The organism is uncultured Clostridium sp. (assembly GCF_947072515.1).
Taxonomy (GTDB): Bacteria; Bacillota; Clostridia; order Clostridiales; family Clostridiaceae; genus Clostridium.
Window position 1 is genome coordinate 103946 of record NZ_CAMTIG010000004.1, and the last position, 23394, is coordinate 127339.

Sequence of the window (23394 nt, forward strand, 5' to 3'; positions counted from 1 at the left end):
AATATGGAGGATAATGAGATGGAGATAAAAAGTAAACATTGTGGACATTGTAAAATGGAATTTAAAAGTGAATATATGTTTTGCCCTATGTGTGGTAAATCATTAGAGAACAATGATATAGATGTATCAGAATTAAGCGAAGGATTTAGAAGTGTTTATGGAAAGTGGAATGTAACAACTTATGGAAATTATGAAGGGTCAACTGTAACAAATTTAGGTGATTATGAAGGTTATATAGATGATATAGCATTGGCATTAGCTGATAAGGCTGTTATTACATTAAAATTTAAGCCAGCTAAAGAAGAGAAGAAACTAGAAAAGCCTAAGAATATAAAAAGGGTTAGAGTATGTTTTCCTTTTGAAGTGTATGAAGGAAAGAAAAATAAAAAGGAATTTGATGCAATAGTAAAGAGGTTATTTACTTATAGAGATGATGTTGAAGTTGATGCTATAAATTCATATTCTTTTGCAATAAAAATGAAAAGTTAATAAAAAGTAAATAAAGTTATAGAAAAATGAACTAAAATTGTATATAATGTAAATTGAATTGAGCAAAGCAGACGGGCAGCTAATATTACCCGTATGCTTTTTTCTTTTGGAAAAAATAACTTAACTAAAGGGAAAATAATCTCAAGGAGGATTTATGAGAAAAATTTTAAAAGACAAAGAGTTCATTAAAACTATGATTACTCTTGCAATTCCTATAACTCTACAGTGCTTTATAACTTCATCTCTTAATTTGGTGGACAACCTTATGATTGGAAAGTTAGGAGAAAGTGCTATAGCATCAGTAGGTCTTGCAAATCAATATTTCTTTATATTTATGTTAGCTTTAACAGGAATAAATGCTGGAGCAAGTATTTTTATGTCTCAGTATTGGGGAAAGAAAGAAAAAAAAGAAATAAAAAAAGTATTGGGGTTAGATTTAACAGTAGGTCTTATAGCTAGTTTTATATTTGGTTTAGGTGCGGTAGCTTTTGCGGAAGTTATAATGGGGATATTATCAAATGATATTATGGTAATAGAACTTGGTGCAAGATATTTGAGAATAGTAGCAGTAAGTTATATATTTACTAATATAACAATGGGATATTCTTCAGCATTAAGAAGTACAGAACAACCTAAAATTCCAATGAGAGCTAGTTTATTAGGTGTATTAGTAAATGCATTTTTAAATTGGGTATTTATTTTTGGAAATTTAGGAATGCCAGAGTTAGGTGTTGAAGGAGCAGCAATTGCAACTGTTATAGCAAGAATTGTTGAAATGGTTTATATAATTTTAGTAGTATATATTAAAAAGAATATAGTTTCAGCAAATATAAGAGAAATGAGAGATTTTGATAAAGTATTTGTAAAAAAATATTTTAAAACATCTACACCAACTATATTAAATGAACTTGTTTGGTCATTTGGGATGACAGCATTTTCAATTGCCTATGCACAAATTGGAACTAGTGCAGTTGCTACCATGCAAATTGCAACAACATTAAATAATATGTTTATGGTAATTTGCATTGGACTTGCAACTGGAGCGTCCATAATGGTAGGAAATAAAATAGGGGCTGGCGAAGAGGAGATAGCTTTTGATTATTCAAAAAAATTAGGAACACTATCGCCTATATTTGGGATTGCTTTAGGGGCGATAATTATATTATTAGCTAAATTTATAGTAGCACCATTTAATGTTGAATATAGAACATATTTAGATACAGTTAATGTTTTGTATGTAATGGCAATTTTCTGTCCTATAAGATTTTTTAATGTAGTAATGATTGTAGGCGTATTTAGAGGTGGAGGAGATACTACTTACTCTATGCTAGTACAAGCAGGTACAATATGGCTATATGCAGTGCCAATGGCATTTATAGGTGCTACAGTACTTAACTTGCCAGTAGTATTAGTATACTTCTTAGTTTGTAGTGAAGAAATAATAAAAGTCGGATTTGAAATGATTAGACTAAGATCAGGAAAATGGTTAAAAGTAGTTTGTTAAAAAATAAAGCTATTACGCATCTATTAGAGATGAGTAATAGCTTTTATTATAACTATTCTTTTACGTTTCTTTTATTATAATATTTCATAAAGAAATAAAGTGGAATAGCAATTACAAGACCACCGAAGCCCCAAAGTATCTCTTGAGCAGTAGATTGGAATAAAATCCAAATGCTAACTAAGATTGCTATTATAGGTATAACAGGTCCAAATGGAATTTTAAATGATCCTGTAAGTTCAGGCTTTTTCTTTCTAAGAACAATAACAGCAAGACATGTTGGTAAATATTGAGCGAATCTTGAGATTGCACTTATTAATGCTAAGTGAGTAAAACTACCTGAAAGAGCAATAGGAATTGTTATTATAGTACTAATAATTATTGCAACATATGGTACGCCAGTTTTACTTGTTTTAGCCATAGCTTTTGGGAAAAGACCATCATTTGCAAGTGCCATTCCAAGTCGTGGTGTAAGGAATGCTTGAGTAGCATTTATACCAATTATTGAAACTAAAATTCCAAGGCTTACAAGGACACCACCAAAAGGTCCAAGCATTTTTGCTGATGCTGTAGCAACTGGAGTTAAATCAGATGCTAAATTAGGTCCTAATACACCGATTGAAATTGCTTGTATAAGCATATAAATTATTGAAACTAAAAGCATAACAACAACGATAGCTTTTGGAATATTTTTACTTGGCTCATCCATATCTTCAGCAGCTAATGCAATACTTTCAAAACCTGTAAAAGAAAAGAAAATTAAAAGCGCAGCTGCACCAAATGAACCATGAGTATATGTACCATGAGGAAAAACAGGTGTAAAGTTACCACCTTTTATAAAAAATATTCCAACAGCAACGAAAACTATTAAAGGTATAAGCTTACCGATAGTTGAAACATTAATAACAATCTTTGAAAGATTTACCCCAGCAAGGTTCATTATAGCTAGTAAAATTAATAAAACAATAATAACTATATCTTTTGTAAAACCTTGTGCAACTGATGGAATAAATACTGATAAAGCAGTAGTAAATCCAACTGCCATAGTAGCGGCAGCAATAATACAAATTGCATATGTCATAAAACCAACTTCAAACCCAAAGAAATTACCAAAAGCTTCACGGGTATAAATGTAAGGTCCACCGTTATGATTAAATTTACTACCAACTTCAGCGAAACAAAGAGCAATAGTGATAGCTAAAAATGCATCAAATACTATAACTCCTAAACTCGCTGGACCAATTAAATCCATTGCTTTATTAGGTAATAAGAAAATACCAGTTCCAACGATAGCGTTGAATCCTAAAAGAACAATACTAAGAAATCCAATTTTTGATTTTTTGTTCATTAAATAACTGTTGCAAAGTGTAACTTTGCAACAGTATCCACCTCCTTTTCTTTTGTTTTAAATTTTTAACATTTTGAAATAAAGTATTTAAAAAGCTCTAAAGTTTTAGCATCATCTTGAGCCATTATTTCAGGATGCCATTGAACCCCCATAAGGAAATTACTTTCATCAATTTTCTCAATTGATTCTATAGTTCCATCAAGAGCTTTAGCAGATACTTTAAAGCCATCTGCTACATTTTTTATAGCTTGATGATGAAAGGAATTCACTTTATAATGTTCCCCAAAAATATTATAAAGATTAGAATTTTTGTCTATAGAAATTGAATGTGAAGGTTTATTTTGATCACCTTTTTGAATATGACTAACAAAAAAATTATCAAGTGAGTTAATATCTTGATAAAGAGTCCCACCATTTACTACATTCAAAATTTGATGTCCTCTACATATTCCTAAGCAAGGAATATTTTTTTTCATAGCTTCTCTAAAAAGGTTAAACTCACAAAAGTCTCTTAGATTTGAAGTACTTCCTAAATTTTTACTAGGTTCTTCATTATAAAGAAGTGGATCAATGTCATAGCCACCACTTACAATCAAACCATCTATAATGCTAACTTGATTTTTGATTACTTCTAAATCATTAGTAATAGGAATTAAGATAGGGATTCCACCAGATAGTTTTACTGCTTCTACATAATCTGTAAAAATTCTTTGCAAAGTAGAACCAGGGAAAGAATCGTTATCTTTTGATTTAATAATGTTACATGATATTCCTATAATCTTTTTTTTCATAATTTGTCCCCTCCGTTTAAATAATTCATTTAATACATTATATGAAAAAAAGAGACTTTTCTCTAAAGTATAGAGACCTAAATTTTTAGGCGGTTCCACTCTACTTTAGACAAAAGTCCCTCAATGAATTCTTAAAATTCTAGCTATAAGGTAGCTAACCTGTCAAACTACTATTATTTCACATGACATACTCCATAGTGCCCTTATAAAAACTACTAAGACAAATCTTTCACCAATATGACTTGTTCTCTGCATCTTTTCATTTAAATAACTTCTATATCAACGTATCCGACTATTTCAATCTGAATATAAGTACATTATATCAATTGAAAAAACCTTGTCAATAAAAAAATTATGCAAGAAAATAATTGTGAATTATATGTTAACAATAATGTATTAATATGGTAAAATTTTAGATAACTAGATAAAAAGGGGTTGGTATTATGAATATTTGTGTCGTGGGGGCAGGAAATATCGGGACATATCTTGCAAGCTATATGGCTTTAAATGAGGAAAACAAAGTTTGGCTTCATACATCAAAAAAAGAACTATTTAGTGGAGAGATCCAATTAATTGAGGAAGAAAAGAATTTAACACATTTAGTGAAATTGCATAAAGTTGTAGACAATTATAAAGAGGGGATAGAAAATGCAGATTTAATTTTAGTAACATATCCATCATTTATGATTCCAAGAGCATTAGAAGAAATAAATATATTTATAAAGAGAAGTGCAATAATTGGTGTAATACCAGGGTTTGGTGGAGCAGAGTTTTATAGAGAAAAATTCTTAGAAAAAGGGTGCATATTCTTTGGAAGTCAAAGAGTTCCATCTATTACTAGATTAAAAGAGTATGGAAAAAGCGTTTACTTAAAAGAAAAGAATCCATTTATGAATATTGCAACTTTCCCAAGGAAAAAAGGTGATTATGTAGCAGATTTAATGACTAGCTTAATTCATATAAAATGTAATTCGTTAGAAACATATTTAGGGATAACACTTTCACCATCAAATCCAATTTTTCATCCATCAAGATTATACGAACTTTTTAAAAATTACGAAGAAGGCGTAAGCATATATGAAAAAAACTACTTGTTTTATGAAGAATGGGGTAATTTTGCGTCAGAGTGTCTTTTAAAATTAGATGAAGAATTAGAAAAAGTAACTATAGCATTAATGGGAGATAATCTTAAAGATTTTGAAAGAATAAAATCTAGATTTAATATAGAAAAACCAGAAGAACTTACACAAAAAATAAGAACTGCACCAGGATTTATCGGAATAAATACACCAATGAAAAAGGTGGAAGAGGGATATATACCAGATGTAGAATCAAGATATTTTATAGAAGATTTACAGTATGGAACATGTATAATTAAGGGGTTTGCAGAAAGTTTAAATGTAGAAACACCATTAACGGATGAAATAATAGAGTGGGCACAAAAATTATTGAAAAAAGATTATATAAGAGATGGTAAGCTTGTAGGTATAGATTCACATGAATTACTTACAATGGATAATATGAATATAAATTCTAGAGAAGAGATATTAAGATATTATAAGTAATATCTGTTAAATATATGTAAACTATGTTGTTATAAAAGATAAAAGCTTTTACACTAAGAGAAAGATACAAAAGATAGGGGGGCTAAAGTTTGAAGAGGTTAGTTACAACCGTAGCAATAACAGCAACAGTATTAGCCGTAGCAGGAACATCTATAACAGCAAGTGCACAAGGAATAAATACAGGAAATAACTCTCAAAATTCTAGCAATTATACAACTAGACAAATTACTAGATTATCAGCTTTATATGAATCAAATGATAATCCAGGTAGTATTTCATCAGGAAAAGGCGATTTTGGAGGAAAATCTTATGGCGCATGGCAATTTTCTTCAAAAACAGGTACTTTAACAGAGTTTATGAATTATTTAAAGCGAGAAAATTATGGATTTTATTTTGGGCTAATTAGAGCAGAATATACAGATAAAAATAAGACGATTCAATATGGTGAAAAGTTTGATAATGTATGGGAGATATTAGCTAATAAATATCCAACAGAGTTTTATAATTTGCAAATGGATTTTGTTAAGGAAAATTATTATGATAAGTTAATAAGAAAGCTTAGACGAGAAGGTGGATATGCAAAAGTTATAAATAATTTAGCAGTACAAAATGTACTACTTTCTACAGCAGTACAAAATGGAGTGCAAGGAGCATATTCAATAGTGAAACCATTAAAGTATATGGATAGTCCAAAAGCTTTTATAAAAGGAATATATGCAAGAAGAGCAACAACTAATTCAGATGGAGTTTTAATAAATTTTAGATCATCATCTAAAGAGGTACAAAATGCTGTGAAAAATAGATTTTCAAATGAAGAACAAACAGCATTAGAAATGCTTTAAAATAAAAAAGACTGCAAAAGCAGTCTTTTTTTTATTGTATCAAACTATAGGTTAGTTTGATATTTCTACTAAATTTGGAGTCCATTTTCTAAATATTAAATGCCCAAGGATTAAAGCTAAAATAGTAGGGCAAAGCCATGCAAATCCTAAAGCTGCTAAAGGAATAAATCCTAAGTTTATAAAAGGGAACACTTGTAAAATTCCAAATACTAAAGAAACATAAACACTTAGTTTAACAGCTCGTTTATTTTTCAAGTATTTTTCAAAAAGTGTTGTAAATATTAATGTTATAGCAACTGGGTATAACACATTTAATATAGGTCCAGAAAATTTTATTATCTTATCAACTCCAAGGCTACCAATAAAGATACTAATTACAGTTATTGTTATAGCATTGAATTTATATTTGAATTTTCCTTTTGATATTTCTTCAAAAAAGTTAGAACCAGCAGTTATTAATCCGATAGAAGTTGTAAGACAAGCAAGTCCCATTGCAATACCGATTAAAGTAGTTCCTGCGCTTCCTAGAATTCTTTTTGATATTAAAAGAAGTAATTGAGTATTATTAATGTCGGCAGCTGTAGAAGCTGTTGTTTGAGCGCCTATAAAAGTAAGTCCACCATAAACAATAGCAAGTCCAATAGCAGCAACTAAGCTAGCTTTAATAACCATTGGTAGTAATTCTTCTTTTTCATATCCTTTAGATTTAATACTAGTAGTTACAATAGCAGCAAACAGTAAGGCAGCTAATGCATCCATTGTTTGATATCCTTCAACTAAAGATGATGAAAACACATTTGTATAATTAGTATTCATAATATCACCAATAGGGAAAAATACACCTTTTACAATTATGATTCCTAATATAATAAGTAATGCTGGAGTTAAAAATTTACCTATTACATCAATAATCGATGATTTACTAAATACAAAATAAAGATTTATTGCAAAATATATAAGCATCCATAATAATGGAGGAATATTTGGAATTATTGGTTGTATAGTAAGTTCATATGTAGTAGCAGCTGTTCTTGGGATACCAAGCATTGGTCCAATAGCTATAAATAAAATAGCTGTAAAAATTATAGCGAACTTTGGACTGATTTTTGAAGCCATAGTCTTAAAAGTTCCATCACCTTTTGTACAAGCTATGATAGCAAGTAGTGGTAAACCAACCCCTGTTAAAGTAAATCCTATTATAGCCAAAACAAAGTCTTTTCCAACGGCATGTCCTAAAAATGGTGGGAAAATAAGATTTCCAGCTCCGAAAAACATAGCAAATAGGGCAAAACCTACGATGAAAAAGTCTCTTGTATTTTTTTTCATAAAAAAACCTCCATTTCTTAATCAAGTTAAAATTAAATTAACAATAATATACCATTTAAAAATATAAAATTCAATAAAAATAGGGATAATTATGATATTGATAATAAATAAAGGGTAATTTTAATAATAAAATATCAAAAAACTTTCAAAAAATATAGCGAAGTGATAAATTATTAAAAATGTCGAAAAATATATAAAAGATGAATAAAAGGTTAATAATATGTTATAATGAGTTGGAGAATTATGTTAAAGAGAGGGATATATTATGAAAGTTAAAAAAGCTATAATACCTGCAGCAGGTCTTGGAACAAGATTTTTACCTGCAACAAAAGCTCAGCCAAAAGAAATGTTGCCAATAGTAGATAAACCAACTATTCAATACATAATTGAAGAAGCAGTAGCATCAGGAATCGAAGAAATTCTTATAATAACAGGAAGAAATAAAAAGTGTATAGAAGATCATTTTGATAAAAGCATTGAATTGGAAATGGAATTAGAAAAATCAGGAAAAGAAGAACTGTTAGAATTAGTAAGAGATATATCTGATATGGTAGATATTCATTATATACGTCAAAAAGAGCCAAGAGGATTAGGTCATGCTATATGTTGTGCAAAAACATTTGTTGGTAATGAACCATTTGCAGTGTTATTAGGGGATGATGTGGTAGCAAATGAGAAGCCTTGCTTGAAACAACTTATGGAATGTTATAACGAATATAAAACATCTATTTTAGGTGTACAAACAGTACGTAAAGAAGACGTATCTAAGTATGGAATTGTAAATGGAATTCATATAGAAGATAAAGTTTATAAAGTTAAGGATTTAGTTGAAAAACCTAGTGTTGAAGAAGCACCAAGTAATGTAGCTATATTAGGAAGATACATTATAACACCACAAATTTTTGAAATATTAGAAAATACAAAACCAGGTAAAGGAAATGAAATTCAATTGACAGATGCATTGAAAACGCTTATATCTAATGAAGCTATGTATGCATATAACTTTGAAGGAAGAAGATATGATGTTGGTGATAAACAAGGATTTTTAGAAGCAACTATAGAGTTTTCTCTTAAAAGAGATGATTTAAGAGAATCTGTATTAGAATATTTAGAAAGTAAAAGATGGGAAGAAGCATTGAAATAGGCCACTTAAGTGGCTTATTTATTTAGATAAATTAATATTATGAGAAGACTATTCTTGCAAAAGATAAAAAGGGTTTAATCATAGAGATGGGATTTAGGGGGAATATTTATGAAGGAAAAAAAGAAAAAAGAGTCTGGAAATATAAAGATTTTGAAAAGAATACTTATAGGATTAGTTGTAGTAATTGTAGTAATGTTTGGGGCTGGAGCATTTTATGTCTATAATATGTTAAATAAAATAGAAAAGACAGATCTAGATAAAGCAGATTTAGGAATAGAACAAGTAGCAGGACAAAAAAATAAAAACATAACTAATATAGCCTTGTTTGGGGTTGATGCAGAGAATGGGCAAAGAGGAAGATCAGATAGTATAATGATTTTAACTTTAGACAATGAAACGAATAAAATAAAATTATCTTCAATTATGAGAGATGCATATGTTAATATTCCAGGTTATGGGATGGATAAAATAAATCATGCATACTCATTTGGAGGACCACAACTTGCAGTAAAAACTATTAATACGAATTTTGGAATGAATATAGAAGAATTTATAACAGTAAACTTTACATCATTACCTAAAATAATAAATAGTTTAGGTGGAATAGAAATAGAATTAACAAGTGGTGATCTAAAATATTTAAATCAATATATTGGTGGGAAATCAAGTCATATTAATGGACCAGGAAAATATAATTTAGATGGTGAACAAGCATTAGCATATGCAAGAATTAGATATGATGGTGGAGATCAACAAAGAACTCAAAGACATAGAAATGTTATGGAAGGTATGCTTGATCAAGTAAGAAGTGTATCTGTATCGCAAATACCAGGACTTTTAGGAGATTTATTTCCTTTTATAGAAACAAGTTTCTCTTCAACTGAAATGATAAGTCTTGCAACAGGAAGCATGGGATTATTAAAAGCACCAATGGAGCAATTAAGATTACCAGAAGACGGCAGTTACAAGGGTGAACAAATTAAAGGTGTATATTATTCAGTTTTAGATATTCCAGCAACTACAGATAGATTAAAAGAATTTATATATAATGATAAATAATTATAAAAAAGGTATTGCAAAAGCAATACCTTTTATCTTGGAATAAATCCAATTTTCTTTTGCATTTTTCTAAGAGTTTTATTGGCTACATAAGAAGCTTTTTCAGCTCCATGTCTATAAATTTCTTCTAATGCTTTTTTATCTTTCATTAAATCTTTAGCCTTCTCTTGAATAGGAGCAAGTTCAAGAATAATAGCTTCAGCTACATCTTTTTTTAAATCAGCATATCCAAGATTTTCATAATCTTTAACAACATCTAAAGGCTGTTTTCCTTTAAGTGTAGATAGAATATCTATAAGATTTTTAACTCCTGGTTGTTCATCTGTATAGTTAATGATACCAATACTATCAGTAACAGCACGAGCAATTTTCTTTCTAATAACTTCAGGAGGATCCATTACTAAAATATATGAATTTGGATTTTCATCCGATTTAGACATTTTTTTAGTTGGTTCCTGTAAACTCATAATCTTTGCGCCTTCTTTTGCAATATATCCATTTGGAACTTTAAAAGTTTCACTATATGCAGTATTAAATCTAGAAGCTAAATCACGAGTTAACTCTAAGTGTTGAGTTTGATCTTTACCAACTGGAACAAGATCTGTTTGATATAAAAGAATATCTGCAGCCATAAGTACAGGGTATGTGAATAATCCAGCACCTATTGAATCACCAAATTTTTTTGATTTATCTTTATACTGAGTCATTCTAGATAACTCTCCGACATAAGAGTTACATGTTAGAAGCCAAGCACATTCGCTATGAGCTGATACATGAGATTGAATGAAAAGAGTATTCTTTTCTGGATCTATGCCAGCTGCTAAGTATAGTGAAAGTAATTCTAAAGTTTTTTGTCTAAGGTCCTTTGGTGTTTGTGGAACTGTTATTGCATGTAAATCAACAACACAAAAATAACAATCATAATCATTCTGTAAATTCACCCAATTTTTTAAGGCACCTAAATAGTTTCCAAGGGTTATATTCCCAGAGGGTTGAATACCACTAAAAATAACTTTTTTAGCATCTGAGTTTTCCATAATTTCACTCCTTTTAAATACGTATACTATCAATTATATTATCGAGGAAACTTAATGTCAATTTGATTATATAAGGGAAAGAAGGCATTAATTATAGTGAAATTTTATTTAGGTTTCCAAGTTTTAAAAAAGAATATTATATAAGCTATTAATGGAATTATAAAAAATAATACTAGTAAAATAAGTTGTAAATATCCTAAAATAGTGAATAGAAAAAATTGGTTGCTACCTAAATATAAAGATAGAGAAAATATTATTAAGCTATAAACAAGAACAAAGATATTTTTATTTTTTATTTTACTTTGAAATAAAATATATATAGCATTAATAGATAAAATATATTTTAATGATAGTTTCCAAATACAACGAATTATGAAAAATAAATCACCACACTCAATAAAACCTTTAACTTGAACCATTTGTGACTGGACAAAATCGGGATAAAATATATTTCCTGCACGTAAAGGTCCAAAAGAGGTTATTATAAAAAATATAACAAGACACGAAAAAAATAATATGAACAATGTACCAAATATAGAGTTTTTAAATAAATTTTCTAAGTCAATAACATATCGTAAAAAAGGTAAGATAATCATTATTGAAGAAAAAGATCCAACTATCATAATAATAGAAATATAAATATCCTTTGAAAAACCATTAAATAAAATTGGGAAAAGGTAATCAAAATTTTTATACTGTAATACTAAAAGTTTAAGAATAAAATTTGATATAGCAATTATGGAAACAACAATTAACGATAAGATAACTATTGTTTTTAACTTTCTAGTTGCAACATAGCTTGCAGGAATCAAAAAGAATATCATGCAATACCAAATGGGGGACTCGAGAAAAATGTTGGTATGCATGGAACTTGCTTCAACAACTACAGATTCTAAAGAGGTTAAGAATAAACCAATACAGAATAATATAATAAGAAATGTTCCTATAGGCTTTGAAAAGGCAGAAGTAAAAACTTCTTCCATTTTTAAGGCTTTTCTTCTTTTAGAAACAAATAAAATAAACAACCAAAATAAAAAAATTATAATGGAAGCAATAATAGCACAAATCCAAGTATCTCGTCCCCCCATTCTAACAAAGATGGAAGAGTAAGTTTTTACACTTATTCCAGTAACTGCGATTATAAGGAAAGCAAAGTGTTTAGAAGTAATTTTTATCATAAATTTCACCCTTTTTATAAAATTTCAATTTAAAGCTAGTATTCCTAAAATAATGAATATTAAACATAATTTTAGGAATAATATTTTTAGGTGATGTAGAGATGAATACAATATTAAAAAAAGTAAAAGAAAATTTCGAAGGATGTTTTGATGTAAAGTATAGGGAAGTTGAAACAGAGTTAGGAATGGCAACATTGGTTTTTGTAGATAACATGTGTAGCACAGACCTTGTTAGTCAATACATAGTAATTCCATTAAAAGAAAAAAAATATGAATGCAAAAGTATGGATGACATATTAAAGTATGTATTAGATATTAATTTGGTGGACTATGTAAAAGATAAAAATGATATAGAAGATATATATCTTCATATTATTTCAGGAGATGTAGTTATATTTATAGCAGATTATGAAGAGGTAATATTTTGTGAAGCAAAAGGAATGGTTAGAAGAGGAATAGGTATTCCTCTTACAGAAGCTGTAGTAAAAGGACCAAGAGAAGGGTTTAATGAATTATTTGTAGATAATATTTCTTTATTAAGACGAAAGATTAAAAATCCAAATTTGAAATTTGAGTCAACTTATTTAGGAAATAAAAGTCAAACAGCAGTATGTATTTCTTATATTAAGGGTGTTGCACCAGAATCATTGATTCAATATGCAAAAGAAAAAATAAAGTCTATAAATATTGAATTTTTATTAGATACAAATTATATAGAAACTAGGTTGAAAAATAAGGAATCTGTATTCGATACAGTTGGATATACAGAAAAGCCAGATGAAGTAGCAGCAAAAATATTGGAGGGAAGAGTGGCTATTTTAGTTGATGGTACACCATTTGTAATAACAATTCCATATTTTTTCTTAGAAAACTTTCAAATGTCAGATGATTATTACATAAATAAAGTTTTTGCAAATTTCACAAGAGTTTTAAGATGGTTTGCGTTTTTTTTAGCAACTTTTTTACCAGGTTTTTATGTAGCTGTTATAACATATCATTTTTCATTAATTCCAGCATTATTTTTATTTAGGCTTGCAGTTTCGAGAGCAGGGGTTCCATTACCTACAGTTTTAGAGGTAATAATAATGATGATTTCTTTCCAGATTATAAAAGAAGCAGGACTCAGACTTCCACAGCCTATAGGAAGTGCATTAAGTATAGTTTCAGGGCTTATATTAGGAGAGGCTGCTGTTGGAGCTGGAATAGCTTCAAGAATAACAATAATAATAATAGCTTTAAGCATGCTTAGTTATTTTTTAATACCTAAAATGTATGGAGCATTATCAATATGGTCTATTATATTTGTAGTAGTAGGAGCATTATTTGGATTACCAGGGATTTTTTCAAGCATGTTAATTTTTATAGCAAGAATAGCAGATTTAGAAACTGGAGGCTATTCATATCTCTTTCCATTAGGAAGTTATGAAAAATTTAAGTTTAAAGATGTTTTATTTAGAGGAAATTTGGGAAGAATTTCAAAAGAAGTAGTTGGGAAAGGTGATAAGGATGAGCATAAGAAAACTGATTAAACTCATAGTTTTAATTTTGGTTATACTCCTTATGTTAGCAGGATGCTATAACTATAATGATATAAATAATGCCACATTTGTAACAAGTGTGGTATTTGATTTAGATCCGTTAGATAATGTTATAGTGTATATGGATTGCGTTAAGCCTTATAGAAATAACAATGAAAGTTCAGATAACGGAAAAAGAATTATATATAAAGGACAAGGAAAGACAATATTAGAAGCTATAAGAGATGTAAATATGGCTTCTACATATAAAATAAATTTTACTCAAAATAGAGCAATTATTTTTACTGAGGCTGCAGCTAAAAAAGGAGTAAATAAATTTTTAAGCATATTAAATAATGATCAGGAATTTTTATTTAAACCATATATGTTTGTATATTTTGGAGATGTAAATAAATTATTGACTATAGTAGCTAGTGATGAAGAATATTTAGGAATATTCTTAAATGAAGTTGTACAAAAAAATAAAGCAAATCCTAGGGCGATAATTACTGGGGTTAATGATTATATGGTAAACTCAGGCATGGGAAGTAACTATGCATTACTTGGAGCAATAGAAATAAGAAAAGATGTTGTAGATGAAAGAGTTGAGCTAAGTGGTGGTGTTATCATGAAAGACAATATTATGCAAGAGAGGATAAGTATTCTAGATGGGTTTAGCTATAATATGATGTGGGATAATATTAAAACAGGAACAGTGGAAGCACCAAATCCTCAAATGGAAAAAGGATTTATTACATTAGAAATTTTAAATAATAAAACAGATACTAGTGTAGAATACGATGGAAATAGAGTACTACTTAAAAAAACTGTGAATTTAAAAACAACATTAGCTGAAGCACAAGGAAGATTTATAGTAGATAAGGAATCAATGGCAAATTTTGTAGCTAATGAGGAGAGACGAATAGAGGAATATTTAAATCAATTTTTTGATAAATTTAATAGAAAAAATATAGATATATTAGGAGTAGAGAGGTTATTAGAAATGAAATACCCATCACTTATAAAATCAAATGTATTGAGTATTTTAGATTTAGAAGTAAAAGTTAATTTAAATATTGAAGGAACTAGTGTAATAAGAGAAAGCTATTTTTCTTAATAATATAATGGGTAATATTTACATGTAAGTATATTGAAATTAAGTTTTAAAAAGGGTATGATTTAATAGAGAGATAGTATTTATAAAAGCTTAACTTGGATTAGGGAATAATGCGGATAATAATTTATATAAAGCTAAAAGAGAAGGGAAAATAGAATAGTTTGGAGATAAGATTATCAAAGATTACTTTGATAATCTTAATTTTTTTGAGTATAAAAAAGTGTTGTTTGAATATAATGAATTAAAAGAATTAAATAGGGGTTGAAATTTATGATTCAGATTTTTTGTGGTGAAAGAGGAGCAGGAAAAACAAAAAGACTTATAGAGATGGCTAATAGTAAAAGTAGAGATGCAAAGGGGAATCTTATCTTTATTGATGATGATAGTACTAATGCAAGGCTTGTGAATAGGAAAGTACGTTTTGTTTCAACAGATGAATTTGAGATAAGAGGATGCACGGCTTTCTATGGTTTTTTAAGTGGAATAATTTCAAATGATTATGATATAGAAACTATTTATATTGATGGATTATTGAGTGTAGTAGATTGTTCATTAGAAAATACAAAAGATTTATTTTTTAAATTAAGTAATCTATGCAAAAAAAATGGAGTTAAAATGTTTATTAATATAAATAGCGAAAAATCCGAAGATATTCCACATTTTATACAGCAGTATGCATAATGTGTAAAGGGTTTCAAAAAAGCGAGAAAGAAATATGCTTCTTATTTATTTAAGAGGCGTATTTTTTTGTTTACATAGAAATAAATTATAAGTAGAAAAATATTTGAAGATATAATAAAACTTTGCGGGATTTATTATATAATATAAATACTAAAGAGAAAGTTTTAGAATAATATATAATATATTTAATATAGAAAGGTGATAAATAATGGCATTATATGCAATATCGGATTTACATTTATCTTTAAATACAGATAAACCTATGGATATATTTGGAGATAATTGGGCGAGACATGATGAAAAAATAAAAGAAAATTGGATTGAAAAAGTAACAGAGGAAGATGTTGTTTTAATAGCAGGAGATATTTCTTGGGCTATGAAATGGTCAGAAAGTGAAGAAGATTTAAAATGGATAGATAAATTACCAGGAAGTAAAATTATATCTAAAGGAAATCACGACTATTGGTGGGCAAGTATAACAAAGTTAAATAAGCTTTTTAATAAAACAAAGTTTATTCAAAATAATTTTTATACATATGAAGATTATGCTATATGTGGAACTAGAGGGTGGATAGCACCGAATGAAAAATATACAGAGCATGATGTGAAAATTTATAGTAGAGAATGCATACGTCTTAAATTATCATTAGATGAAGCTAAAAAGGCTGGATATGAAAAAATAATAGTAATGATACATTATCCGCCAATGAATGATAAGTTTGAAGATTCAGAGTTTACAAAAATATTAGAAGAATATAAAGTTGAAAAGGTTATTTATGGGCATATTCATGGATATGGATTGAAGAATATTTTTGAGGGAACTAGAAATGGAGTAGAATACATAATGACATCATCTGATTATTTGAGATTTGATCCTGTAAGAATACTTTAATTATAGGGTATGCCATATAAATGCAACATTAGAGAAAGTTATGAAAAATTTATACATCTAATTTGAAAGTTTGATATAATAAAGAGAGAAAAAAAGTAAGGTGGTTAACATGGCTGTAAATAATTGGAAACATTTTTTAGTACCTTATGAACAAGCGGTTGATGAGTTAAAGGTAAAATTAAGAAGTATAAGAAAAGAGTATAGAAAGAAAAATGAATATTCACCTATAGAATTTGTTACAGGAAGAGTAAAAGAAATATCTAGTATTTTAGAAAAGGCAAATAAATTTGGAATTCCTGTAGAGAGAATAAGATTCGAAATGGAAGATATTGCAGGTATAAGAGTCATGTGTCAATTTGTTGATGATATAGACACAGTGGTTGAACTTTTAAGAGCAAGAAAAGATATGACTATTCTTTATGAGAAGGATTATGTTGCAAATGTAAAGGGCAGCGGATATAGAAGTTATCATATGATAATAAAATATCCTGTAAATTTAGTTGATGGCCAAATTGAAATATTAGCAGAATTTCAAATAAGAACTTTAGCAATGAACTTTTGGGCAACAATAGAACATTCATTAAACTATAAATATAAGCAACAGATACCTCCAGAACTGAAACAAAAATTAAAAACAGCTGCAGATGCTGCATTTATATTAGATGAAGAGATGCTTGAAATAAAAGATGAAATAAAAGATGCTCAAAAACTTTTTGAAGTTAAATCTAGTATTATTTCAAGTATTATGAATAGTATACTAACTTTAATATCATTTGGAAAAGTAGCAGAAGCAAGCAGATATGAAAAAGCATTAAATAAACTTATAGATGATGGGGATGTTTGGGAGTTAAATAGTCTTTTAATGTCCATAAAAAAAGAAGTAGATAAATATAAAGAATAAATTGGAGAGCTCACTTTGAAGTGAGTTCTTTTTTAACGTATAACAAAGTATATAAATTTAATCTTGAGTAAAATAGTAAGGAATGGTACAATTAAACAAGAAAAATTAAATAATAATTATTATTTATTGATATTGTTAGAGGTGGAAATATTATGAGTTTTAATAATGAGATTAATAAAGATGAGTTAAGTAGAAATGGATTAATAATAAGAGATATTAAAGATCCATCAGAGGAGTTACAATTAATAGCTGTTAAGAGTAATCCATTAGCTGTAGAACATATAGCAAATTTATCTGAAGAGGCAGGAATACTAGCAGTAACTGCTCTTTGGAATTCATTAAAATATATAAAAAATCCTACAGAAAAAATAATAAAACGAGCTATTTCAGTAAAAGGATGGGCTATACAATATGTAGAAAATCCAAGTTATGAATTAAAAGAGATGGCTATATTAAAGGATTTTGATGCAATAAAATATATAGAAAATCCAGAACAAGAATTACAGAATGAAGCCATAAATAAATATTGGGGAGCAATAAAGTATATAAAAAATCCAAGTTTAGAAAGTAAGCTTTTAGCAATTAAACAAAATGAAGAAGCTATAAACTTTATTTCAAACTATTCCTATGATGAAATAAAAGATTTTTTAGGAACTAATATTAATGTATATAAATATGTTTATGATTCAATTGATGAGGATATGGTTTTAGATGTATTAAGAGAAAAGCTAGAATCAGGAAATATGACATATGACTATATGAAAAGTTTTGTAGAGTTAGAAATGTTAGAAATGGATAAATTAGATTTTGTTAAGATACATGGTGATAAAAAAGCAAAAAAATATATAGTTGATTGTGTTTTATAAGTATAGAAAGTAGTGGTGAAAAATGAAATATTCAGATATAAAAAATGCTGTAAAGCTAGTTGTAAGTGTTGGAGATGTGCCTATTATAGTAGGAGAAAGTGGAATAGGAAAAACTGCATTAGTTAAAGAATTAAGCGATGAGATGAAAGCAAAATTAATAACTATAGATGCCAATCTTTTAAAAGAAGGAGAGATTGGAGGACTTCCTACTGTTGTAAATGGAAGGACTGTTTATGCAACACATAGTAAGTTAGCTTTAGCAGGAGAAGAAGCGGAGAAAGGAAATAATGTTTTAGTATTTATTGATGAACTTAACAGATGTGAACATGCAGTTCAGCAAGAACTTATGAATATTATTTTAAATAGAGAGATAAATGGATTTAAAATAAATGAAAAGATAAATGTAGTGGCAGCTGTAAATCCCTTTAGTGAAGATGGATTTAATGGCGAAGGATATGATGTTGTTGAAATGGATTTAGCACAAAAAGACAGATTTGTGTGGTTAAATATGGAGGCGGATGTTAAGGAATGGATAAAATGGGGAATGAAAAATGATAATGTAGAAGATATGGTTATTCAGTTCATTTCAACATTTCCAGAATATCTAAACAGTAAGGCTGTTGATAGTGATATTAAACCAAGTCCAAGAAGTTTTGAAAGAGTTTCTAAAGCTTATAGAATGTATAAGGAAAATAAAGATATTTATAGTGAAGAAGTATTTATGAATATTGTAAAAGGTAATATAGGAAATGAAATTGCATTAGACTTTATGAGCTTTATAAAAGAAAATAAAAAGCCAATGATAGATGTAAGTGATATTTTTGCTTATGATGTTTTAAGTAGTGATACTGTAGATAGAATAAAAGAAGAATCAAATTCAAGACTATATATTTTAATAAAGAAAGTAATTACTTTCTTAGAAGATGAGAAAGATAGAGAAGATAAATTAAAAATATTTGGTAAGTTATTAGAGTTTTATCCAAGAGATTTAAGGCTTGGAATAATGAAAGAGATAAAGAGAGAATCTAAAAATGGAATTTATGAAGAACTTTTAGATACAAATGAATTCTTAGAGGCATTTTTCTCAATATATGATTTCTAAGAATAAGAGGTGATTTAAATGAGGTTTGATGAGAAGAGAGAAGATTTATTTCGAAGGACCTTAAGAATATTAGATAATAAAATTGAAGATAGTAATTTTAATAAAGAATTCTTCGATTTAGTGTCTGATGTAGTGATATATATGATGAAAGGTGAAGATGCTTTTTTTGGAAGCTTTATGCTTAAGATAAAAAGAGAAATAAGCTTTTCATTAACATGCCCTTTAGGAACAGTTCCAAAAGGAACTGAATTTGTTATGTATTTTAATCCTAAGCTATTTTTACAATGTTCATTAAAGGAAATGGGAGCTCTTTTTAAACATGAAATTTATCATATAATGTTTTCCCATTATGAAAGAGAAAAAGTTCTTAGAAATTCCTATTCAAAGGAAGCTGTAAATGTAGCACTAGATGTGGCAATAAATCAATTTATTAAAGATTTACCAATGGATGCAATGAGATTTGATAGAGCGGAACTTGAATATAATGTCCATTTAGAAGAGGATATGCCAATTGAATATTATGCAAAAGAGATAGATAAAAAGATAAGAAGAAGACAAAAGGAAGAAAAGAAAAATGTAGAAAGTGATGATCAAAAGAGAAAATTTGATATCCAAACTACACATGATATATGGGAAACATTAGAGGTATCTCCAGAAATAGCAGAAAGTATTAAAAATAAAACTATTATTGGTGTTGATAAAGAAAAGATTCCTCAAAGTTTAGAAGGTTATATAAAGAATAAAGATGAAGCAGAAGTACCATGGCAAAGTGTACTAAAGAAGCTTATCCCATCTATAGAAAGAGGCTATAAAAAAACTACAACTAGATTAGATAGAAGGCAAAGAGATAGATTAGATTTAAGAGGAAAACTTAGAGATAGAATACCAGAGATAATTGTAGCTATTGATATAAGTGGAAGTATTAGTGAAGATGAATTTAAAAAAATTATTATTGAAGTAATACAGATAGCGGATAGTAGAAGAGCTAAAGTTAAAATTATCGAGTGTGATAATGAAGTTAGACGAGTATATAATATAAATTCTATAAAAGAATTACAAGATAGATATGACTCTTTAGGAGCCACAGCTTTTTCACCAGTTTTTGAGTATTTAAAGAAAAGTAAGCTATATGATAGACCAATAGTTTATTTTACAGATGGAGTAGGAGAAAAAGAATTATCGGTAAAATGGAATAAAAAAAATATAATATGGGTTCTTACAGGAGAAGAGGAAGAATTATCTCTTAAGGATGGACCCTATATGATTAAAAGGTTAAAAAATATAAAGAAAGAAAAGATTGATAGAGCTACAGGAATACAAATGTATAGAGAGATGATGCCTGATAGAAGAGAAGGATAAAATTAAAGGTAACAAACCTTATAAAAGGCTTACAATTTATAGAAATAATAGGGCTGTTATGGTAATATAAATAATGTAGGGGGAATTTTATGAGGGGGAAAATAAGTTATTTTAAGATTGTATTAATAATTTTAGGGATAAGTCTTTCAATGAATATTTATTTAAGTGTCAATCATTATATTTACAAAACAAAAGCTTTAAAAAATACGTATTCTTATATGTTAGGAATACGGGACAAAGTAGAAGGAAGTTTAGTAGTAGTAGATGGAATGTTAGAAACAGGGCAATACAAAGGAGTAAATATTTTAACTATTTATGATAATGTAGCTATAATATCATCTAATATGATAGATTTGTGGGAGGATTATAATTTTTATGAAAATAAGCCTATAATTAATTCTACAAAAATTGAAAGTGATAGAAATGTAGGTACAGATATATTTTTTATAATTGAAGAATATATGAAAAATATGCTTATAAATGTTATGGAAGATAATAAAGGAATCTATAAATTAACAAAAAAAGAAAAGGAAGATTTCTTAGAAATTCAAAGTTTATTGATAGAAATAAGCGGTGTATTTAAAACTTATGATGAAAATGAATTAAAGGGACTTGAAGGAAAAGAGAGAGAAGAAGTTGTTGTAAAAAAAGAATATTGGATAGATATGTTAGATAAAATAAATAATATAAATATTAAATTTTCAGATTATAATTTTTCAAAAGAAAATAAAGTAGTAAATGAAATATAACTTTTGAAAACTAGAAATAGAGATAGTATTTTAAAATAGAAAGGTGAAGCTTAGCTTCACCTTTCTATTTTTTGAAACGAGAAAATAATTCTAAGGAATTATTAAAGAAAATATTTGAAATAGTTTCTTTATCAAAGCCAGAAGTTGTAGTTAAAGAATTTTCAGCTTCAACAGGAAAACTTGGAGGAGCATAATTAGCATCAGAACCAAATAAAATATGATTTAGAGATGTTACTGAAGCTAATGAGGAATAAACACTATTATCTATAGATAAAGCCAAATCATAATAAAATTTATTTATATAAAAAGATACATCTTTAGTAACAGAATTATATCTTTCATTAACTAATGGTTTTTTTATTTGATTAGAAGAACTTAAAGCTTTAGCAAACTTAAAAGTGTTTTCAATTCTAAATTTAAGATAAGGTAGAGTACCACCTGCATGAGCTAATATTATCTTTATATCTGGGAAACGTTCTAAAGTTCCACTTAAGATTAGATTAGTTGCAGCTCTAGTCGTATTAAAAACAAACTCCTCAACAAAGTCAGCCATAATAAAGTAAGGGCGAGGTAGTGTTTTAGGTGGAACACTAGGGTGAATAAACACTGTAGCCTTTCTTTTGTTTAGTTCTTCAAATATTGGATCAAATATAGGGTCTCCTAAAAATTTATCTTCATAGTTAGATAAAAGACCTATTCCATCTAATTTTAAAATATCAAGAGCATAATGAATTTCTTCTAATGATTCTTCAATAAAAGGTAGAGGTAAGGATGCAAATGCACCAAATCTAGTTGGATATTTATCTATATAACTTTTTTCAATTTCATTTAACTTACGAGAAAGAGCAGAAGCTTTTTCTTTATCTTTAAAAGGTATAGTTACAGGCTCAGAAATAGAGCAGATGGCAATATCGATATTATTGGCATCCATAAATTTAATGCTATCTTCAGCAGTTGTACTATGAATATTTAAGCCAGCGGAATCAGAAATTCCATATTCTTTTAAAGCTTGGATATATTCAGAAGGAATAATGTGGTGATGTATATCTATTTTTGAATATTTGTTCATATAAAGGACCTACCTTTCAATAATGTTTAGCTATATAATAAAATAAAAAAGATAAAATTCAATGTGCAAAAATAAAATATTTGTCTAATAATGTACAAGAATGAGAAAAATGTTTATTAAAATTGGAGAAAGTACGTTAAATATGAAAGAAAAAATTGATATAAGAGTAATAAAAACAAAAAGAAATATTTTAAATTCTTTTATTGAAATTGCAAAAAGAAAAAATATAAATTTAATTTCAATAAATGAGATAGTAAAAAATGCTGAAGTAAATAGAGGAACTTTTTATTTACATTATGAAAATAAAGATGATTTTATAGAAAAAATTTCTAGTGGAGTCTTAGAGGAATTTGTATTATGGATAAAAAGAGCACAAAAAATAAATAGTATAAAAAGTGAAAAGTTTAATGAGAATAAACCAAAAGATACTTTTTTTGAAATGTTTAATTTTGTTCAGAAAAATAAAGACTTTTTTCAGGTTATGCTAGGAGAAAATGGAAGCATAAAATTTAGGGAGCAAATGAAAAACACTATAAAAAATAAAGTTTATAAAGATTTAATGGGAGAAGTAGTATTTGAAGGGGATTGTCTAGTGGATAGAGAATTTCTATTTGAGTTTACTAGTGCATCCTGTATGGGGATGATAGCATGGTGGTTAAAAGAAGGATGTATAGATTCTCCCCAATATATAGCAGAACAATTAACAAAGATTAGTGTGTTAGGACCAATAAGAGCATTAGGAATAATAAAATAAAAATTAACTTTGTAATAATAGGAGGAAACCAATAGTTAATAAATATATAGACAAATGTGTTTAAATGTGTTTATATATACTCAAAGGAGTTGATTAACATAAACACT

22 protein-coding genes are annotated in these 23394 nt (G+C 28.0%); 16 read left to right on the forward strand and 6 right to left on the reverse strand.

Annotation, left to right across the window (positions count from 1 at the left end; genetic code table 11):
* Positions 1-18: 18 nt before the first annotated feature.
* Together Q0W06_RS02855 and Q0W06_RS02860 are read left to right on the forward strand one after the other, a co-directional pair.
* Entirely contained in the window at positions 19-489 is a 471-nt protein-coding gene (locus Q0W06_RS02855) for a hypothetical protein (protein WP_297631135.1), read from the forward strand.
* A gap of 154 nt (positions 490-643) precedes the next feature.
* Positions 644-1993: an MATE family efflux transporter gene (locus Q0W06_RS02860; RefSeq protein ID WP_297631137.1), complete on the forward strand. Its 1350-nt coding sequence runs from the start codon at positions 644-646 to the stop codon at positions 1991-1993.
* A gap of 52 nt (positions 1994-2045) precedes the next feature.
* Here Q0W06_RS02860 and Q0W06_RS02865 read toward each other — a convergent pair whose 3' ends face one another.
* Entirely contained in the window at positions 2046-3338 is a 1293-nt protein-coding gene (locus Q0W06_RS02865; RefSeq protein ID WP_297631140.1) for an APC family permease, read from the reverse strand.
* Between the two features lie 65 nt (positions 3339-3403).
* On the reverse strand, positions 3404-4129 hold the full coding sequence (locus tag Q0W06_RS02870) for a gamma-glutamyl-gamma-aminobutyrate hydrolase family protein (protein WP_297631143.1): 726 nt from the start codon (positions 4127-4129) through the stop codon (positions 3404-3406).
* Positions 4130-4572: 443 nt separating this feature from the next.
* On the opposite strand from Q0W06_RS02870, the gene Q0W06_RS02875 reads away from it, so the two are divergent.
* Positions 4573-5694 carry an NAD/NADP-dependent octopine/nopaline dehydrogenase family protein gene (locus Q0W06_RS02875; RefSeq protein WP_297631146.1) on the forward strand — a complete coding sequence of 374 codons (1122 nt, stop codon included), beginning with the start codon at positions 4573-4575 and terminating at the stop codon, positions 5692-5694.
* A gap of 89 nt (positions 5695-5783) precedes the next feature.
* Positions 5784-6536 carry a hypothetical protein gene (locus Q0W06_RS02880; RefSeq protein ID WP_297631149.1) on the forward strand — a complete coding sequence of 251 codons (753 nt, stop codon included), beginning with the start codon at positions 5784-5786 and terminating at the stop codon, positions 6534-6536.
* Between the two features lie 51 nt (positions 6537-6587).
* Here the strand turns inward: Q0W06_RS02880 and brnQ are convergent, their stop codons facing one another.
* Positions 6588-7862, reverse strand: a complete 1275-nt coding sequence (gene brnQ / locus Q0W06_RS02885) for a branched-chain amino acid transport system II carrier protein (protein WP_297631152.1) — start codon at positions 7860-7862, stop codon at positions 6588-6590.
* 265 nt (positions 7863-8127) lie between these two features.
* Here brnQ and galU point away from each other — a divergent pair, with 265 nt between their 5' ends.
* Both galU and Q0W06_RS02895 read left to right on the forward strand, forming a co-directional pair.
* Positions 8128-9006 (forward strand): UTP--glucose-1-phosphate uridylyltransferase GalU, encoded by an 879-nt coding sequence (gene galU, locus Q0W06_RS02890; protein WP_297631155.1) that lies wholly within the window; start codon positions 8128-8130, stop codon positions 9004-9006.
* 108 nt (positions 9007-9114) lie between these two features.
* Entirely contained in the window at positions 9115-10065 is a 951-nt protein-coding gene (locus tag Q0W06_RS02895) for an LCP family protein (RefSeq protein WP_297631158.1), read from the forward strand.
* Positions 10066-10097: 32 nt separating this feature from the next.
* Here the strand turns inward: Q0W06_RS02895 and trpS are convergent, their stop codons facing one another.
* Together trpS and Q0W06_RS02905 are read right to left on the reverse strand one after the other, a co-directional pair.
* Positions 10098-11102, reverse strand: coding sequence for a tryptophan--tRNA ligase (gene trpS / locus Q0W06_RS02900; RefSeq protein ID WP_297631160.1), 1005 nt, complete (start codon positions 11100-11102; stop codon positions 10098-10100).
* Positions 11103-11206: 104 nt separating this feature from the next.
* A complete protein-coding gene (locus tag Q0W06_RS02905) occupies positions 11207-12280 on the reverse strand; it encodes an endospore germination permease (protein WP_297631163.1) in 1074 nt (357 codons plus the stop codon).
* 101 nt (positions 12281-12381) lie between these two features.
* On the opposite strand from Q0W06_RS02905, the gene Q0W06_RS02910 reads away from it, so the two are divergent.
* The 9 genes from Q0W06_RS02910 (at position 12382) to Q0W06_RS02950 (ending at position 21464) form a co-directional block, all read left to right on the forward strand.
* The gene (locus Q0W06_RS02910) at positions 12382-13809 is read left to right on the forward strand and encodes a spore germination protein (protein WP_297631166.1); all 1428 of its coding nucleotides are present in this window, start codon (positions 12382-12384) and stop codon (positions 13807-13809) included.
* Complete coding sequence (locus Q0W06_RS02915; protein WP_297631169.1) at positions 13787-14914, forward strand: Ger(x)C family spore germination protein; 1128 nt, start codon at positions 13787-13789, stop codon at positions 14912-14914. Before Q0W06_RS02910 ends, Q0W06_RS02915 begins: the two co-directional genes overlap by 23 nt.
* A 270-nt stretch (positions 14915-15184) precedes the next feature.
* Complete coding sequence (locus tag Q0W06_RS02920; protein WP_297631171.1) at positions 15185-15595, forward strand: hypothetical protein; 411 nt, start codon at positions 15185-15187, stop codon at positions 15593-15595.
* Positions 15596-15803: 208 nt separating this feature from the next.
* On the forward strand, positions 15804-16487 hold the full coding sequence (locus Q0W06_RS02925; RefSeq protein ID WP_297631173.1) for a metallophosphoesterase: 684 nt from the start codon (positions 15804-15806) through the stop codon (positions 16485-16487).
* Between the two features lie 109 nt (positions 16488-16596).
* The gene (locus Q0W06_RS02930; RefSeq protein ID WP_297631174.1) at positions 16597-17388 is read left to right on the forward strand and encodes a GTP pyrophosphokinase family protein; all 792 of its coding nucleotides are present in this window, start codon (positions 16597-16599) and stop codon (positions 17386-17388) included.
* Between the two features lie 152 nt (positions 17389-17540).
* Positions 17541-18254, forward strand: a complete 714-nt coding sequence (locus tag Q0W06_RS02935; protein WP_297631176.1) for a hypothetical protein — start codon at positions 17541-17543, stop codon at positions 18252-18254.
* Positions 18255-18276: 22 nt separating this feature from the next.
* Positions 18277-19356, forward strand: a complete 1080-nt coding sequence (locus Q0W06_RS02940; protein WP_297631178.1) for an AAA family ATPase — start codon at positions 18277-18279, stop codon at positions 19354-19356.
* An 18-nt stretch (positions 19357-19374) separates the two neighbouring features.
* Positions 19375-20715 carry a VWA-like domain-containing protein gene (locus Q0W06_RS02945; RefSeq protein WP_297631181.1) on the forward strand — a complete coding sequence of 447 codons (1341 nt, stop codon included), beginning with the start codon at positions 19375-19377 and terminating at the stop codon, positions 20713-20715.
* Positions 20716-20804: 89 nt separating this feature from the next.
* Positions 20805-21464 carry a hypothetical protein gene (locus Q0W06_RS02950; RefSeq protein WP_297631184.1) on the forward strand — a complete coding sequence of 220 codons (660 nt, stop codon included), beginning with the start codon at positions 20805-20807 and terminating at the stop codon, positions 21462-21464.
* 64 nt (positions 21465-21528) lie between these two features.
* On the opposite strand, the gene Q0W06_RS02955 is transcribed toward Q0W06_RS02950, so the two are convergent.
* Positions 21529-22533, reverse strand: a complete 1005-nt coding sequence (locus Q0W06_RS02955) for an amidohydrolase family protein (protein ID WP_297631187.1) — start codon at positions 22531-22533, stop codon at positions 21529-21531.
* Between the two features lie 142 nt (positions 22534-22675).
* On the opposite strand from Q0W06_RS02955, the gene Q0W06_RS02960 reads away from it, so the two are divergent.
* Positions 22676-23287, forward strand: coding sequence for a TetR/AcrR family transcriptional regulator (locus Q0W06_RS02960; RefSeq protein ID WP_297631190.1), 612 nt, complete (start codon positions 22676-22678; stop codon positions 23285-23287).
* The last annotated feature ends 107 nt before the right edge of the window (positions 23288-23394 follow it).

Bases quoted from the DNA above. Each gene is read 5' to 3' on its own strand.
- Q0W06_RS02865 (WP_297631140.1), bottom strand. From the start codon at position 3,338: ATGAACAAAAAATCAAAAATTGGATTTCTTAGTATTGTTCTTTTAGGA.
- Q0W06_RS02955 (WP_297631187.1), bottom strand. From the start codon at position 22,533: ATGAACAAATATTCAAAAATAGATATACATCACCACATTATTCCTTCT.
- Q0W06_RS02950 (WP_297631184.1), top strand. From the start codon at position 20,805: ATGAGGGGGAAAATAAGTTATTTTAAGATTGTATTAATAATTTTAGGG.
- Q0W06_RS02925 (WP_297631173.1), top strand. From the start codon at position 15,804: ATGGCATTATATGCAATATCGGATTTACATTTATCTTTAAATACAGAT.
- Q0W06_RS02860 (WP_297631137.1), top strand. From the start codon at position 644: ATGAGAAAAATTTTAAAAGACAAAGAGTTCATTAAAACTATGATTACT.
- Q0W06_RS02935 (WP_297631176.1), top strand. From the start codon at position 17,541: ATGAGTTTTAATAATGAGATTAATAAAGATGAGTTAAGTAGAAATGGA.
- Q0W06_RS02930 (WP_297631174.1), top strand. From the start codon at position 16,597: ATGGCTGTAAATAATTGGAAACATTTTTTAGTACCTTATGAACAAGCG.
- Q0W06_RS02940 (WP_297631178.1), top strand. From the start codon at position 18,277: ATGAAATATTCAGATATAAAAAATGCTGTAAAGCTAGTTGTAAGTGTT.
- Q0W06_RS02920 (WP_297631171.1), top strand. From the start codon at position 15,185: ATGATTCAGATTTTTTGTGGTGAAAGAGGAGCAGGAAAAACAAAAAGA.
- Q0W06_RS02870 (WP_297631143.1), bottom strand. From the start codon at position 4,129: ATGAAAAAAAAGATTATAGGAATATCATGTAACATTATTAAATCAAAA.
- Q0W06_RS02915 (WP_297631169.1), top strand. From the start codon at position 13,787: ATGAGCATAAGAAAACTGATTAAACTCATAGTTTTAATTTTGGTTATA.
- trpS (WP_297631160.1), bottom strand. From the start codon at position 11,102: ATGGAAAACTCAGATGCTAAAAAAGTTATTTTTAGTGGTATTCAACCC.
- Q0W06_RS02910 (WP_297631166.1), top strand. From the start codon at position 12,382: ATGAATACAATATTAAAAAAAGTAAAAGAAAATTTCGAAGGATGTTTT.
- brnQ (WP_297631152.1), bottom strand. From the start codon at position 7,862: ATGAAAAAAAATACAAGAGACTTTTTCATCGTAGGTTTTGCCCTATTT.
- Q0W06_RS02875 (WP_297631146.1), top strand. From the start codon at position 4,573: ATGAATATTTGTGTCGTGGGGGCAGGAAATATCGGGACATATCTTGCA.
- Q0W06_RS02905 (WP_297631163.1), bottom strand. From the start codon at position 12,280: ATGATAAAAATTACTTCTAAACACTTTGCTTTCCTTATAATCGCAGTT.
- Q0W06_RS02855 (WP_297631135.1), top strand. From the start codon at position 19: ATGGAGATAAAAAGTAAACATTGTGGACATTGTAAAATGGAATTTAAA.
- Q0W06_RS02895 (WP_297631158.1), top strand. From the start codon at position 9,115: ATGAAGGAAAAAAAGAAAAAAGAGTCTGGAAATATAAAGATTTTGAAA.
- Q0W06_RS02945 (WP_297631181.1), top strand. From the start codon at position 19,375: ATGAGGTTTGATGAGAAGAGAGAAGATTTATTTCGAAGGACCTTAAGA.
- Q0W06_RS02960 (WP_297631190.1), top strand. From the start codon at position 22,676: ATGAAAGAAAAAATTGATATAAGAGTAATAAAAACAAAAAGAAATATT.
- galU (WP_297631155.1), top strand. From the start codon at position 8,128: ATGAAAGTTAAAAAAGCTATAATACCTGCAGCAGGTCTTGGAACAAGA.